Annotated in this window: 16 protein-coding genes and 3 pseudogenes; 14 read left to right on the top strand and 5 right to left on the bottom strand. The window is 59.7% G+C overall.

The window, feature by feature from the left end; all coding sequences use genetic code 11:
• Positions 1-2: 2 nt before the first annotated feature.
• On the top strand, positions 3-278 hold the full coding sequence (locus NCS58_RS11535; RefSeq protein WP_086973924.1) for a hypothetical protein: 276 nt from the start codon (positions 3-5) through the stop codon (positions 276-278).
• 70 nt (positions 279-348) lie between these two features.
• The gene (locus NCS58_RS11530) at positions 349-627 is read left to right on the top strand and encodes an HU family DNA-binding protein (RefSeq protein WP_250478400.1); all 279 of its coding nucleotides are present in this window, start codon (positions 349-351) and stop codon (positions 625-627) included.
• A gap of 83 nt (positions 628-710) precedes the next feature.
• On the opposite strand, the gene NCS58_RS11525 is transcribed toward NCS58_RS11530, so the two are convergent.
• Entirely contained in the window at positions 711-932 is a 222-nt protein-coding gene (locus tag NCS58_RS11525) for a hypothetical protein (protein WP_239294560.1), read from the bottom strand.
• Positions 933-1,006: 74 nt separating this feature from the next.
• Here NCS58_RS11525 and NCS58_RS11520 point away from each other — a divergent pair, with 74 nt between their 5' ends.
• The 6 genes and pseudogenes from NCS58_RS11520 to NCS58_RS11495 all read left to right on the top strand — a co-directional run bounded on the left by NCS58_RS11520 (position 1,007) and on the right by NCS58_RS11495 (position 4,651).
• A complete protein-coding gene (locus tag NCS58_RS11520) occupies positions 1,007-1,450 on the top strand; it encodes an SET domain-containing protein (protein WP_250478401.1) in 444 nt (147 codons plus the stop codon).
• Positions 1,451-1,599: 149 nt separating this feature from the next.
• Positions 1,600-2,490, top strand: coding sequence for a hypothetical protein (locus NCS58_RS11515; protein ID WP_250478402.1), 891 nt, complete (start codon positions 1,600-1,602; stop codon positions 2,488-2,490).
• Between the two features lie 371 nt (positions 2,491-2,861).
• Positions 2,862-3,176 (top strand): type II toxin-antitoxin system prevent-host-death family antitoxin, encoded by a 315-nt coding sequence (locus tag NCS58_RS11510; protein WP_250478403.1) that lies wholly within the window; start codon positions 2,862-2,864, stop codon positions 3,174-3,176.
• Positions 3,173-3,544, top strand: a complete 372-nt coding sequence (locus NCS58_RS11505; RefSeq protein WP_250478404.1) for a hypothetical protein — start codon at positions 3,173-3,175, stop codon at positions 3,542-3,544. The genes NCS58_RS11510 and NCS58_RS11505 overlap by 4 nt, the downstream gene beginning before the upstream one ends.
• A gap of 65 nt (positions 3,545-3,609) precedes the next feature.
• The gene (hfq, locus tag NCS58_RS11500) at positions 3,610-3,885 is read left to right on the top strand and encodes an RNA chaperone Hfq (protein ID WP_250478405.1); all 276 of its coding nucleotides are present in this window, start codon (positions 3,610-3,612) and stop codon (positions 3,883-3,885) included.
• A gap of 132 nt (positions 3,886-4,017) precedes the next feature.
• Positions 4,018-4,651: pseudogene (locus tag NCS58_RS11495) on the top strand (hypothetical protein).
• Between the two features lie 320 nt (positions 4,652-4,971).
• On the opposite strand, the gene NCS58_RS11490 reads toward NCS58_RS11495, so the two are convergent.
• Positions 4,972-5,322 carry a hypothetical protein gene (locus tag NCS58_RS11490; RefSeq protein ID WP_250478406.1) on the bottom strand — a complete coding sequence of 117 codons (351 nt, stop codon included), beginning with the start codon at positions 5,320-5,322 and terminating at the stop codon, positions 4,972-4,974.
• A gap of 474 nt (positions 5,323-5,796) precedes the next feature.
• Positions 5,797-6,504 (bottom strand): MetQ/NlpA family ABC transporter substrate-binding protein, encoded by a 708-nt coding sequence (locus tag NCS58_RS11485; RefSeq protein ID WP_250478407.1) that lies wholly within the window; start codon positions 6,502-6,504, stop codon positions 5,797-5,799.
• Positions 6,505-6,516: 12 nt separating this feature from the next.
• Between NCS58_RS11485 and NCS58_RS11480 the strand changes: the two are divergent.
• Together NCS58_RS11480 and NCS58_RS11475 are read left to right on the top strand one after the other, a co-directional pair.
• Positions 6,517-6,664: pseudogene (locus NCS58_RS11480) on the top strand (IS5/IS1182 family transposase); the annotation flags it as partial.
• A gap of 24 nt (positions 6,665-6,688) precedes the next feature.
• Positions 6,689-6,970, top strand: a complete 282-nt coding sequence (locus NCS58_RS11475) for a DUF4148 domain-containing protein (protein ID WP_250478408.1) — start codon at positions 6,689-6,691, stop codon at positions 6,968-6,970.
• A 7-nt stretch (positions 6,971-6,977) separates the two neighbouring features.
• Here NCS58_RS11475 and NCS58_RS11470 read toward each other — a convergent pair whose 3' ends face one another.
• A complete protein-coding gene (locus NCS58_RS11470) occupies positions 6,978-7,772 on the bottom strand; it encodes a hypothetical protein (RefSeq protein ID WP_250478409.1) in 795 nt (264 codons plus the stop codon).
• Between the two features lie 381 nt (positions 7,773-8,153).
• On the opposite strand from NCS58_RS11470, the pseudogene NCS58_RS34460 reads away from it, so the two are divergent.
• The 3 genes and pseudogenes from NCS58_RS34460 to NCS58_RS11455 all read left to right on the top strand — a co-directional run bounded on the left by NCS58_RS34460 (position 8,154) and on the right by NCS58_RS11455 (position 10,867).
• Positions 8,154-8,601 (top strand): annotated as a pseudogene (locus NCS58_RS34460) (TetR/AcrR family transcriptional regulator).
• Between the two features lie 203 nt (positions 8,602-8,804).
• Complete coding sequence (locus NCS58_RS11460; protein ID WP_250477019.1) at positions 8,805-9,680, top strand: site-specific integrase; 876 nt, start codon at positions 8,805-8,807, stop codon at positions 9,678-9,680.
• A gap of 20 nt (positions 9,681-9,700) precedes the next feature.
• Positions 9,701-10,867: an IS91 family transposase gene (locus NCS58_RS11455; RefSeq protein ID WP_250477020.1), complete on the top strand. Its 1,167-nt coding sequence runs from the start codon at positions 9,701-9,703 to the stop codon at positions 10,865-10,867.
• Positions 10,868-11,572: 705 nt separating this feature from the next.
• On the opposite strand, the gene NCS58_RS11450 is transcribed toward NCS58_RS11455, so the two are convergent.
• Positions 11,573-11,833 carry a hypothetical protein gene (locus tag NCS58_RS11450; RefSeq protein ID WP_250478410.1) on the bottom strand — a complete coding sequence of 87 codons (261 nt, stop codon included), beginning with the start codon at positions 11,831-11,833 and terminating at the stop codon, positions 11,573-11,575.
• Between the two features lie 136 nt (positions 11,834-11,969).
• Here NCS58_RS11450 and NCS58_RS11445 point away from each other — a divergent pair, with 136 nt between their 5' ends.
• On the top strand, positions 11,970-13,472 hold the full coding sequence (locus tag NCS58_RS11445) for a hypothetical protein (RefSeq protein WP_250478417.1): 1,503 nt from the start codon (positions 11,970-11,972) through the stop codon (positions 13,470-13,472).
• The last annotated feature ends 344 nt before the right edge of the window (positions 13,473-13,816 follow it).

Raw genomic sequence — 13,816 nt, 5'->3', positions numbered from 1 at the left:
GGATGAGAAGATCAGCAGAGAACAAGTTGCGGGTCGTGGCGGTGCGCATCGACCCCGTCATCGAACAGCGGTTGCGCGTGCTGGCCGAGGCCACGGGGCGCAAGCAATCCTTCTTCTTGCAGCGGATGATCGAGGAAGGCCTCGACGCGATGGAAGAAATCTGGCTGTCGCCGGACACCCTGGCCAAGGTTCGAAAGGGCGATTTGCCCGAGCTGCTGTCCACACACAGCACGACCTCGGATCTGTTCGACCTGGATGCGGTCGATGCTGCCTCATAGCAGCCGCGGTTCCGCGTTGTCGTAGCGGTTCGGTAAGATCGCGTTCTTTTTTTTGAGAGGAAGGGATTCAATGAACAAGCAGGAACTGGTTGACGCTGTGGCGTCGGCGTCGGGTACGAGCAAGATCGCCGCTGAAGATGCAATCAATGCGGTATTTGAGACGATTTCGAAAACGGTGGCCGGGGGAGAGACCGTTCAGCTGATCGGCTTTGGATCGTTCGGCACCGGCGAACGCGCCGCGCGGACTGGGCGCAATCCGCAGACCGGTGAGACGATCAAGATCGCCGCGGCCAAGACGGTAAAGTTCACCGCCGGGAAAGGCTTCAAAGACGCCGTCAATCAGGCGTGAGCGCAGCAACGCCCGGGTGGCGCGCGACGGCCGCAGGCGGGTAGTTTTCCGTCGCATCACTCGTTCGACGGGTCCCGACCTAATCAGAAAAGCTGAGTCTCGAGCGGTATGAGGTTCACCCATTTCACCGCCGTGCGGCGCTCCTGTCCGTCCGGGTGAATGGAGCGAATCATGACGCGTTGCCCGCGGGCTTCGCCCAGCACTTCCGCAATCCGGCCTTCATAGCGCACCAGGGTGCCGCGCGCCGGCTTGCGTTTGAGTTTCGTGCGACGAGGCAGAGCGGACATTTCCTGACAGGCTGACATGCGATGATGCGATTATCGCCTGTCCTCACACCAACGCAGATTTTTTCGTTCGTTCCCATGCGAGAGTGTCAATCATGCGCCGCATAGCCGTCCGTCACTCGCCGATTCATGGTCGTGGTGTGTTCGCCGCGGCGACTATCTCCGTCGGTGATGTAATCCTCGAGTACAAGGGCGAGATCATCTCGGCGAGAGAGGCACAGCGCCGGTATGAGCGGTCCACCGCGGAAGACGGACACACCTTCTTCTTCGGGCTCGACGACGGACGCATGATCGACGGCGCACAAGGTGGCAACTCCGCGCGTTGGATTAATCACAGTTGCGCGCCTAACTGTGAAGCTGAACAGGAAGGCGATCGGGTCTTCATCCGGGCAACACGCACGATCGAAGAGGGCGCGGAGATTTTCATCGACTACGCGCTCGACGTCGAAGGGCGCCGAACGGCGGCGCTCAAGCGCCTTTACGCATGCCGGTGCGGCGCTCGCCGCTGTCGCGGCACGATGCTGGATGCGCGTCGGTAGCGTACTGTTATGAGGCGTACCTGGCACACGGTGATCCATGAAAACATCGTCGAAAGCGCCGGCAGCCGCTTCCTCCACGCGCTGAAATGAATTAGCCTGATCGCTCTTCATCGACGACATTCCTGAGTGCGACGACGATGCAGCAAAGCATGCAACAGCTCGATATATTTGCCGACAGCCGCGACGTGGGACTGCGCAATGACGTCGTGGAGCACTTGCAGCGTCGCCATGCGGTGGACGCGCGAGCCTCACTGACGCAGCTCGCCAGCGAATACCATGACGACACCGCGCTGCGTGCGATGACGGTGCTGGTTCGCGAACTCGAGAACGAGTCAAGCCTTCCGCTGACCGACCACGCGGAACTGGCCGCGGTCCGGCGACACCTCGAGGATCAGGTGATGCCTGCGGCCCAACGGGTGCTGCCCACACAGGACGTTCATGCGTGGTCGACACCGTGCTGGCGCTCGCTCGCCCAGCGTGCTGCACCACTGGTGTTCTGCGGGACCCACACCGAAAGCCACGCCGCGCCGCTCTGGCTTCGCGCGGGGGACTGGGCGGCGGCCACTGACGCCGTCAACGCGATCGAATCGTGGTGGCGCATCCCGTCGCCACTCGCTTGGATGACCGAAGCGCGCTATCGAGCGGCCGGCCTCGATGCGGCGTGGCCGCTGTTCGCGGAATTGGCGTGGCTGGCACCATCACGGTTCGCCGCATTGATTGCCGGGCTTCGGGACGCTTCGCTCGATGCGCTGCGTCGGCGCTTCGATGCTGACTTTCCCGGTACAGGCGAAATTGAGGACTATGCGTGGTTCATGGCCTGGCTGCTGATCGTCAAGCCAGCGCTCGCGAGTCGGCTGGGCGAGGCGCGCGTCCAGCGAGATGTGCCGGCGTCGCGTGCCACTGCCTTGCTCGGGGAGATCTTGCGCCGCGAACATGAAGGCGACCGGCACGAATTGGTGACCTTACGCGAAGAACTGAGCCGGCTGCATACGGGCCTGTTTGACGCCTACATGGCAACACGGAAAGTGCAGCATCGATGACGCAGTGTGCGTCGCGCCTGACGCTCGCGTGGCTGCGGCAGATCTTTTTGGCCGAGGGATCACGAATGCGCGCCGCGATGCTGTGAGTTGCTCGATCTTGCGCCGGTCGATCACTTCCGCGTTTCGGAGGTCCTTCGAACAAGCGGATCAGCTCACTGTAGGTTAGCGTCCCGCTGCCAAATTCCATTGTTCGGCTTCATGACTTGCTGAGGTAACCCAGACCCTCGTATTCCATGCGGCGATGTCAAGTTTAAGAAAGAGTTTCAACACGACGCGCTATCAGGGTCGTACGAGTTTAGTTTTAACTGACTTGACATGCCAATCGAGGTGGCGTAGCCTACTTTAACGAATTTGTTAATGGATTTGTTAAAATGACAATCCGTGCTCAGGACGTGGTGCCCATCAGCGAAGCGCGGGCGCGTCTGACCGAACTAGCAGACGACGTCGTCGCCGGTGCTGAGAAGGTCCTCACAAAAAACGGCTCCGCGTTCGTCGCCATCATCGACGCGAAGAAGCTAGATTTTTATCATGAGCTTGAACGCCACGAGCGGGGGCGCTTGTTAATGCTGTCGGACGCGGAGCGGGGGATGCACGATGTCCTTGCCGGACGTACTTCGTCCGCCGAGGATTTCCGGCGCGCATTGAAGGAGCGCGCTGAGAGACGGCGCACCAAGGCCGAGACATGATCATCGTTGACGTCGCTGACTCATTTAGTGAGTCGCTCGACGCCATCGAAGCGTTCATGTTTGTTCAGGACGAAGCCTCGGCCGCACGACGTTCCGATCACCTTGAGGGCGAGATAGTTGAACTCATTGCGCGCCTGGAGCGGTATCCCAAGATCGGTCATCGAGCGGACTTCTATTCCGTGACTTCAACCGCATCGCAGACATGGCTGCGGCAAGTTGAGCAGTTGGCCGCACAGGCTCGGTTGTTTGAGTTTCGGGAGTCTGTACTCTCCGCACACCTCGTCCTATATGCCTGTTCCGAGACGCGCGTGATCCTGCTTTCGATCCGCCACGAACGTGAGGCCAAGTACGGCCCCGATGCTGTCTGATGCTGCTATGGCAGATCGGACAACTCCGATGCGCTTGATTTCATCATTCTAGAAGACACAGCTCTATGGCGCAGAACCAGCCCGTTGGACAAGGCGACTTTCTCAATGCGTTGAGAAAGGAACGAAAGCGCGTGTCGATCTATTTGGTCAACGGGATTAGATTAGTTGGACACATCCAATCATTTGATACGTACATGCTTTATCTAAATTCCACCACGGGATCCCAGATGATCTTCAAGCACTCAATCTCGACGATCGGCGAAGATACGGGTTCGGCTGTACGGCCAAATAGCCGAGCGAGCGGATCGCGCGACTCAACAAACCGCTCCCGCGCAAAATAGGCAGCCTACGCGTTTGCAAGGGGCGCAGCGGTGGCGCGGAATCTTGCTCCAGTGCACCTCGAAGTGCATGTCCTTCCCACGGTTGACTGCTTTTCAACGCCGCTCGCTTTCAACTAGGAACCCGAAGAGACTATGAACAAAGCAAAGGCGAAACTAACGGGTGAAGACGCTGAGCGCCTTTTCGAAGGCCTGCCCTCGGGAGCAACCGCAAGGGTGTCGAGCCGACCCGAAAACCCTTTTGGGCCAGAAGTGTCCGATGTTGTCAAGCGCGTCGAAGACGAATCCGTGCTCTGGAAAGACAACCTGATCAGGCTCCCGGTGGCGATTGAGTTGCCTAGACTCTCGCATGCGCGAAGTGATGGCGCTGGCCTTGCGCGTGAAGTGGGTGAGGGAGGGCAAAGACGAGGTTGTCGCGGAGTTCCCAGACGGCTGGACGGCGGTTCGTCCAGGAAGTGGCCCCAGCGAGTTGCGAGATCCGTCCGGCGTGGTCCGAGCAGTATTTGGATGGGCAAAGAATGCTGAACTCAGGATCCTGCCACGTTATCAAATCGAGACGCAAGCGAATAGTTCGACCGGATTGGGAAGTGTGCTTATTCGCGATCGCGAAAACGGCCGAGTTCTCGAGCGCTCTTCGATTTGGTCGGCGCGCACGGGTATCAATCATCCAGATTGGACCAAGAGTGCAGCGTGGCTTGATTCGCGCTATCCGGACAATCACGACCCGTTGCGGTACTGGGCAGACCGCGAGAAAAATCTCCGAACCTGAGCTACTGTGGGAGCACAATGTCGTCGCGGAGTAGCACGACGGCGCCGGAATAACTGCGCTGCAGGCTTTGGCGCTGATCGACGTTCGGCGAGCAAGGTTTCCGCCAGGGAGCGGCAACATTTCTCCAGATCCGGCGGACAACCTAAGCGGTAATCGGCTTCATGCAAAGCTTTCCATAAGGCCGACCTGCCTCCATTAGACGCGGTGCGAGACCCTTTCAAGATGGAGGCCTCGCAGGCTAGCGGACAGCCTCGCTTGCTTTATCCGCTGTCTAGCGACGCAACATGCTGGAAGTTCGGCCGAGATAGGGTTATCTGGGGTCAAGTAGCCAGCCACGCTTCGGCTTTCTGCGCAAGCCGTGACGTCGGGACTGTGTCCGGCAGCGACTCGAGAAGGACGCGCGCACGATCGAGCGCCTCGGCGAACCCGCGAAGCAGGTTCGTCGTTGGCCTGTCGTCAAGGCGGCCGCGCTGGATGGCTTTTGCCACGTTACGCTGGATCAGCGCCGTTTGCGCATCGATAAGCGCGAGCGAGAGCTGGGCAAGGGGGCCCGACAGCCGGCCGATACCCACGAGCGCGGGCGCGATGGCGATGGTGCGGTAGCCGTCCGGAGGGATCATAGCGAGCGCCTGACGCGGGTCCGCGAAATCGCGTATCAGTCCGTCGAACACGGACGCGCGTGCGTTGCATGGCCGCCGCCGCCGACTCATCGACGATTTCGGCATGGCGCACGAGCACCGCCCCCGAGTGCTGCTCCGGCTGAATACAGCCTGCACCGATCCAACCGGTTCCGCGGGACCGTTGCTCGAGCACCGCATGCTGGAGATGATCGGGCACGAGCGGATCAAGCGGCACCGCCGCGCATTGGTCCGGCTTACCGGTCGAATGCAGGCTGCACAAGCCGTCGTCCGCGAGGGCGGGACAGCGTCCGGCCGAGGGGTAATCGAGGGCGAGCGCCGTGATGCCGATCGCGTTGATGTCATCGACGGGAAACGCGTGCGGTGGCGCGGGTGGAACTACGCGGGAGCCGCGCGAGCGCGATGCAACCGACGAAGACATCGCGGTATCGAAAGAGCTCGCGCAAGGACAGGGCGGGGGACTATTGCAGCACTTCCCGCAGGCGATGCATTCGAACGAATACGCGCTCATACCGGCGTCACCATGGCCGGCGTACCGAGTCCTGATACTGCGTGAGGATAAAACGAGCGACGTCGTCGGACTGATAGACGCGGACGAGTTGCGCGACCTATGCCGCGTCGGCATCGCCGGAGCGCACGGCAAGCACGTGTTGCCACGGCGAGCGCGCATCTTCGACGCCGATGCGGTCGCGGCCCGGACGCAAACCAAAGCGCGCGGCGTGGCCCGGCGTTCATCGCGACGAAGCTCGCCGTGTCGAGCGCATCGTAGAGCTTTGCATGATCGATGCGGCGAACGTTCAAACTGAAGCGATTGCCCGTGATGTCCGCGAGCGTCGGATGCAGGCCCGCGCCTTCCTTCAGCGTGATGAGCGCATAGTTCTGCAGCAGGATCAGCGCGCGGGGGGTGCCGGGCGCATCGGCGGGAATCGCGATGATCGCGCCGTGCGGCAACGAGGCGATCGATGCGAGCCTGCGCGAATAGAAGGCCATCGGCAAGGTCATGGTGGCGGCGACGCTTTGGATCGCATAGCCGCCGCGCTCGCTGCGAGTCTTGAGGCTCGTTTCGTCATCGAAACTCGCGGCATCGATGACGCCATTCGCGAGTGCTTGATCGATGCGCGCGGCATCGTCAAAGATCACGAGTTCCAGCGACATGCCTTGCTTTGCCGCCACGTTCCGCGCATGCGCGAAGATGGCCGCTTCCACGCCCGGCATCACGCCGATGCGTATCGTCTTCTCAACCTGGTCGAGCGCTTCTTCAATCGCATCAAGCATTTTCGCGGTGTCTCCACCCGATAAGCTCGCCGACACTTATCTCGTGTTTGCATCGCTTGCCTGCGCGTTTGGGCCGATCGCATATGTGAACGGAGCCTAGTAAGGTTTACTGGGAGGCGCTGCCATGAAAGCGTTCGTCAAAGCAGTCGTTGCATTGGTCTTTGCCGCACCGGTCGTTTCGTATGCTCGGGCAGACGGCCAGTCCCTTACGCGCGCGCAAGTCCGCGCGGATCTCGTTCAGGCGGAAAAATCCGGCTACAGCCCGACGGCATGGGCCGACTTCCCGGATGGCGCAGTACAGGCCGCGAAATTCCGGCTGGCATCGCAGAAGGCGGCTGCGGCGAAAGCATCGGGGTACGGCTCGGGCGGCGGCGCCTCGTCGCAGCCCGGCGATATCGCCCGATAGTGGCCGCTCAGGGCACGCGTATGAACGGGTTGTTCAGCAACGGCGAGTCCTGGAAGCGACTCGGCGCACGTTCACGCAGGAACTGCTGAATCTCGCTCGACGTGCGCGACACCTTAATCTCGCTGATCATCGACAAGGTCGCGCCGGGCGGGATCGTCACGCTCTGGTTGATCAGCGGATTGAAGCCCACGAAGCTGACGACGGGGAATATCGTGACCTCGCCGAACATGTTCTGCGGCGGCGGCAAAATTTCCGTGATCGAGCGATTCGTGAGGACGGCCACGGTGGTGCCGACGATATCGAGCCCGCTGTAATCCGGCACTTCGAGATTCGACTGACTCGGTTTATAACCGAGACCGCTCATCCATAACTGCACGGGCGCATCGCTCTTGTTCTGAATGTCGACCTTCTCCGTCAGGCGGGATTTGAGCGTTCCCGCGGTGTCGCCTTCTACCGTATAGACGATGCCACCCAGCACCGTGCCTGCAAGCGGGCCTGTGCCGTAACCCAGAATCGGGCCTTGCGCATGTATCTGATTCGTTGTGACGTGAGAGTCCGCGTGCATGTGTCCGAGGTCGATAAAAGTCGAAGGGCCGGATGGATAGATCAGGATTCGCCGGCCGTCGACGTTCCATTCGAGCGTTCTGACGAGCTGCACGGGATCGCTCGGCAGGTTCAGGTTATAGATGGGATCGTCGCGCGTTACGGTGAGCGTCGAGTTGTTGTTCGAGGTGCTCACGGCGTCGGCCAGTGCGAGCCCGGGAATGGCCAACAGGGCCAGAAGAATCGTTATCGCGCGCATGGCAACCTCCATCGACGTGTTCCAAACGAAACGTTAGTACACCGATGGCAAACCGCAAGGTGAGCGCGAATCAGTCCGATCGTGCGTGACTTTTGATGGCATTGCAAGCGGTTTGGCACGAACGTCCGTCGCGCGCTCTGAATGCGGTTTGAGAGGGTCTGGACTAGGAGAGAGCCGCCGGACGGACGAGAGACTCGCTGCGACGACGCCTGTCGTCAATGGCAGCACCGCCATTAAACGCAAGCGTGATAATACGACTTATCACCATTGAAACGACCCCGTCGACGCAAAACGAACGCGCGTGACGCGCCGGACGCACCGGGACCAGCCGTGAGGCTCTACGCGCTAATCCCGGTCAGCTGCATCGCGGAGGCGACCACCATGACCGAACCGAGAACCAAAAGGGACCCCGAGGGCACGCGTCGGCGCATCCTGGAGGCCGCGACGCAACAGTTCTCGACCTACGGACTCTCCGGAGCCCGCGTCGACGCGATCCCCACGGCCGCAGATATCAACGAGCGGATGCTCTATTACTACTTCGAAAGCAAGGAAGGCCTGTACGTCGCTCAATCTGGGATTACTTCCGCGCGAACGAGGTGGTTGAATCTCATCAACAACGAGAATCTGCACGAAGGGGGGCGCGCGGGGCAGCCACCGGGATTGGACGCGTTGGATTTTTATGTCACGCTGGCCGCAATGGGTATTCTCCCTGAAAGCGTTCGTCGGACGGGACGCCACTGAAGCGTCGGCTATCGAGGCGGTGACTGAGATGCAGTTCAAGATGCTGATTGCATATATGCATCCGGCGTCGCCGCCCGCGTCGCCGTAAGCTTTCACGTCCCAATCATCGCTGCCTGAATCACGTCCTTCCCTGGAAGTCACTGGCACGGACGACGCGTGATCGACGGTGAACGAAACCGCTCGCGCGGTAGGGGGCCACGGCTAGGCGTGAGAGGTTCAGAGAAGCCCGCAGCGCAGTTCCGTATGTTGGAGGTCGAGGCAATCCGCCTCGTTCTCCAACGGAGCTGCATCATGACCTCCAATCAACTGGGCGTCAGCCCTCTGCGTCAGCGTATGACGGACGACATGCGCATGCGCCAGCTTTCTCCCAAGACACAAACGGGTTACCTGCGCATTGTGCGTGAGTTCGCTCGATACCTCAAACGCTCACCCGACACGGCGACTGTCGAAGACCTGCGAAACTACCAGTTATATTTGGTCGATCGCGGGACGTCTCCCGTCTCCCTGAATGCCGCGATCACCGGGCTGAAGTTCTTCTTCGAGATCACGCTTCAGCAGCCGGAATTGATGGCTAGGATGCAGCCGGTGCGCGTGCCGCGCATACTGCCGGTTATCCTCAGCCCTGACGAGGTCCGACGACTGATTGCGGCAACAGGTAATTTAAAGCATCAGACGGCGTTGTCGCTGGCTTACGGCACAGGGTTGCGCGCCGGCGAAGTGGTCGCGCTCAAAGTGGGCGACATCGATAGCCAGCGCATGACGCTGCGCGTCGAACAAGGCAAGGGCCGCAAGGATCGCTATGCGATGCTCTCGCCGGTGCTGCTCGAACGCTTGCGAGTTTGGTGGCGCGTGGCCCGCGCCCAAGGCAAGATGCCCGATGGCGGCTGGTTATTTCCAGGACTCGATCCTGTCGACCCACTGACGCCTCGGCAACTTAATCGCGCGATTCGCGCCGCTGCCGAAGCCGCGCAGATCGACAAACGCGTATCGATGCATACGTTGCGCCACAGCTTCGCGACGCACCTGCTCGAGCAGAAGGTGGATATTCGCGTGATTCAGGTACTGCTTGGCCACAAGAAGCTCGAAACGACAGCGCTCTACGCGCAGGTCGCTACCGACTTGCTGCATGAAGTCGTCAGTCCGCTGGAGCGCCTGCGCCTCGAATAACGGCCGCGCGGACCGATCCAATGCTAGAGGTCGCGGACATCTTCCGCACCTGCGGGCCCACGTGGCGAAGCACGGTAGCACTGAGCCTAGGACAGCTGAAGGTGATGTCGGCCATCGAACAGTGCCGCAGCGCGGCGCTGGGCGGGCATGTGCTGCGTTGTTCAGGCTGCTTGCGAACCGAGATCGCCTATAACTCATGTCGGAATCGCCATTGCCCGAAGTGTCAGGCAAGTGCCGCACGCCGTTGGCTCGAGGCGCGAGAAGCCGATCTGCTGCCCGTGGAGTACTACCATGTTGTCTTCACGCTCCCCGCACCGATCAGTGCGATCGCCTGGTATAACAAGCGCGTCATCTACGGGCTGCTGTTCGACATCGCCGCCGAGACGCTACGCACTATCGCGGCGGACCCTAAGCATCTGGGCGCCGACATTGGCGCCACGCTCGTGCTGCATACCTGGGGCTCAGCGCTCACACATCATCCGCATGTGCACGGTATTGTTCCTGGCGGAGGCCTGTCAGCAACCCGCGATCGCTGGATCGCCTGTCGGCCCGGTTTCTTTCTGCCGGTGCGTGTGCTCTCGCGTTTGTTTCGTAGGCGCTTCCTCGAAGCGCTCATGGATGCTCATCAGCGCGGATGGCTTCAGTTCTTCGGCGAGTATGCGCAGCTTGCTGATCGAACGATCTTCGCGCAGTGGCTCGCGCCGCTGCGCGCTTCTGAATGGTTCGTGTATGCCAAGCGTCCGTTCGCGGGTCCTGAAGCAGTGCTCGCCTACCTCTCACGTTATACCCATCGCGTCGCGATCTCCAACCAACGCCTGCTCGCCTTCGATGGACGCAGCGTGCGCTTCCGCTGGAAAGACTACCGAGAGAAGGGCCGTACTCGCTATAAAGCGATGACGCTCGAATCCGGCGAGTTCATGCGCCGCTTCCTGCTCCATGTGTTGCCCGGTGGCTTCCATCGCATCCGCCATTACGGGTTGCTCGCCAACCCAGTGCGCCGCGCCAACCTAGCCAAGATTCGCACGCTGCTCGGCGTTGGACCCAAACTCAGCCCGTCACCGCACGACGCAGTCATCGTCGATCGACCGACGTTCATCTGCTGCCATTGTGGCGCGCCGATGCTCGTCATCGACATTCTGAAGCGCACCGTACCGATTCGCGCACCGCCAAAGGCAGCACAGCGATGAGCGCCTCACGTCGATCCGCAGTTCAACCGTCAGCTTTGCGTCAGCGAGGCCGAAGAGTGGACGATTGTGCCTTCGGTGTCATGCACCGTTGCACAGACGTACTCCGAACTCGAAATCGCACGCGGCATCGCCTCCATTGCCGCATCCACGCCTCTCCGGGCGCTCGCATCACCTGCCATCGACCCGCAACAAAGATCGGTCAGATTGATCAATCACCATAGTGAAGAAGTTGGCCGCATCGGACCACTCCGCGGTTTCTTTCCTCGAGGTTTATTCAACGCCTGCCCGCACGCGTTGTCCTTGCCTCACGCGCTCATGGTCGAGGGCAGGCATCGAACAAACCTAAACGGAAGGGGACGGTCGACCGGTGGTACGGTGGTCGCCGACTTCGGAACAACAGCACAATAATTGGCGATGGTCGCCTCGCGGACGAGGCGGCAGGGGATGAGTTAGCCGAGGCGATTCCTATGCGCGGAGGGGAGAAGCACCAACGCCTGAGAAGGGACGGCGTGAGCCTCGACAATTGCTGCAACGATGGCGGTCAGCGGCAAGGCATCTGCGCGCTAGCGTTACACGACGTTGGCTACGACCTGCGACAAATTCAGATACGTGGCCGCCGATTGATGCCGCCCCCGAGTTTGCTCACTTCTTACCTCGCTTTATCGCCTTCTCAGGGGAGAGTGCGTCAAACAACCGAAAAACTCATCAACTGGCCTTGGCGAGTAACCGTTCGCTAGGGCTGGTTGATTCGATCAAGTCCAGCAACGCGCGGGCGACGGCCAACTGCGCGGGTAGAAGGTGCCGCGTTTCGAGAATTCGAGTGACGCGGCGCCGCCAGTAAGTCAGTGGCAGAACCGGGTTCCGGGCGACGACTTCCAACGCGATCGCGCGTTGCAGATGCCCAAGATCTGCGTCGATCAGCAACAACTCATAAGCAGCAGAGGGAGGGTAGGGTTGAGGTTCCATGCCTTCATATCGGCATCGAAGCGAATTTCCTAAGCGCCTGCCGAAAAGATCGGCGCGATTGGTATGCTTGAGTGTTGCGGACCGGGGTAGCAGCCGTCGCCCTTGACATACCCGATTTTTGCTTGCTGAGAGACCTATGAGAGATCAGAATGAAAGCGCGCGCAGATTCGATGCAGTTGAAGGACATGCGCTCGTCGACTACTTTACGGTTCATCTGCCCGTACAACTCCTCGCTGTTGACGTGATTGGTCTTGATCGTCGGCCCCTTCCCGCGCCGGTAGAGTTTTGTCTGCGTGTTATCGATTCTGGACTATCTGAGTGCAGTGATATATGTGCTTTTCTCGGAGTGGATGCCAACTACGGTGAAGGTCTTTTACAAAGTCTCTGCGATGGAGACTACGTAGGAAAGAATGCTTTTGGGCACCATGTGCTGCTACGTCGTGGGAAAGAAGCTTTACGCGAAAATGGGGAGTCCAGTCCTTCTGACCGACGATTGTATCTTCTGTGGGATCCAGTACAGAAGAGTCTGCTTGAGAGAACCATTTTCTATACGAAACAACGCGCGGATCCGTCTGGAATTACCGCTCCGATCGCAAATGCATTTGGACCACCGGGACTCTCTGAGTTGGATGTCGGCGAGATTAATAAACTGCGAACGACTACGAATTCGCCCCAGGAAGCAACTGCTCCGGGTTTCGAGGTGCTTCGAGTCACGAAAATCCACAAGTCTTTAGGGCGATTCAGGCCGGCGCTGGCACTGATCTACAGAGCATCAAGTGGGGAATTGTCTTTGCGTCTCGCTGTAAATGGTTCGATTGATAATGAGCTGACTACGGCCTGTGCTCAGGTGGGCCTGGCAAAGCTAATCGGCGTCGAGCGAGGCTTTGCAAACAAGGCAGGAGGCCAAGCGATTCGGAAACGGTATCGCGACTTGGTCACTGGGAGCGACGGAGGTCCCAACGTGGCTTCGCTTGTTCAGCGCAGAAGCGTCCTCCTGTTCAACTTGGGCGCCGTCGAGATGCGCCTTGGCGAAGAGCGAAGCGACTCCTTGCTAGAGAAGAAGTCTCGCTATGAATCTGAACTTAAGGAGGTTTCGAAGGAGCTTGATCGTATCCCAATAGTTCCGGTCCGATGTCACGAGGGCGAATACTATCTTGCTTCGGCTTTGGACAACGCTGAGTCCTCGATCGTGATCACTACAACCAATCCGTCTCTCTCAAAGATTGACGGGGATATACTCAGAAGGATTCGCTCGTGCCTCGCACGAAGCGTACAAATTACGATATACATTTCGGATCGACTTGGAGAAAATGATCCGACGTTGGCCGCTCTCGACAAACTTTCACGCGACCATGCACTGACGGTTCACTTCCTATTGAACGACGTGCGATCCATTTTCGAGATCGCATGGGACGGCAAGCATTTACTGGTGTCGAACGAACCACCATTGGGAGATCGGCGCCAACCGGTCAGCCCGAGAGAATTCAGCGGCTTCTACGTTTCTGAGCCGCGAGCCGTCGAACACTACTGCCACGACCATATGAAATTCGAAGCAAAGGACTTTCTCTCCAGGCTGACGCCGCAATCATTACCACCAAAAACGGCAGCGCGGGACAGACGGAAGTTTCACAACAGATAACCTCGTGTGCCCAACTCAGGCGGGGCTGGATATTTGGAGCCGTCACCACCCCGCATCATTTGGACGCGGTTTTTGCCTGTAAGGTTGGGTAGCGGCAACACTGGCCAGGCACAATCCTTGCCGGCGCGGCAAGTTGTTGCCCCGCTGCACTGCGGCGTCACAGTCGGCAATCCGGCTTATTGCTGGCTTTCAAGGAAGCTCTCCGAACATCCACAAAGGCCGAAGTCCTCGCGTCGCTGAGTCAGGCGCGGTTTGTCCATGAAGCGTGTAAGCGACTCGGCTGGGCCAGTTCCTGATTCGCGCGCGCGTGGGGCATGATGGTGCTGTCGCAGTGGAATTCTTAT

This window comes from Caballeronia sp. INML3B (genome assembly GCF_023631305.1).
GTDB classification, from domain to species: domain Bacteria; phylum Pseudomonadota; class Gammaproteobacteria; order Burkholderiales; family Burkholderiaceae; genus Caballeronia; species Caballeronia turbans.
Note: the sequence above shows the minus strand (reverse complement) of the source record. Positions and strands in the feature narration are given on the sequence as shown.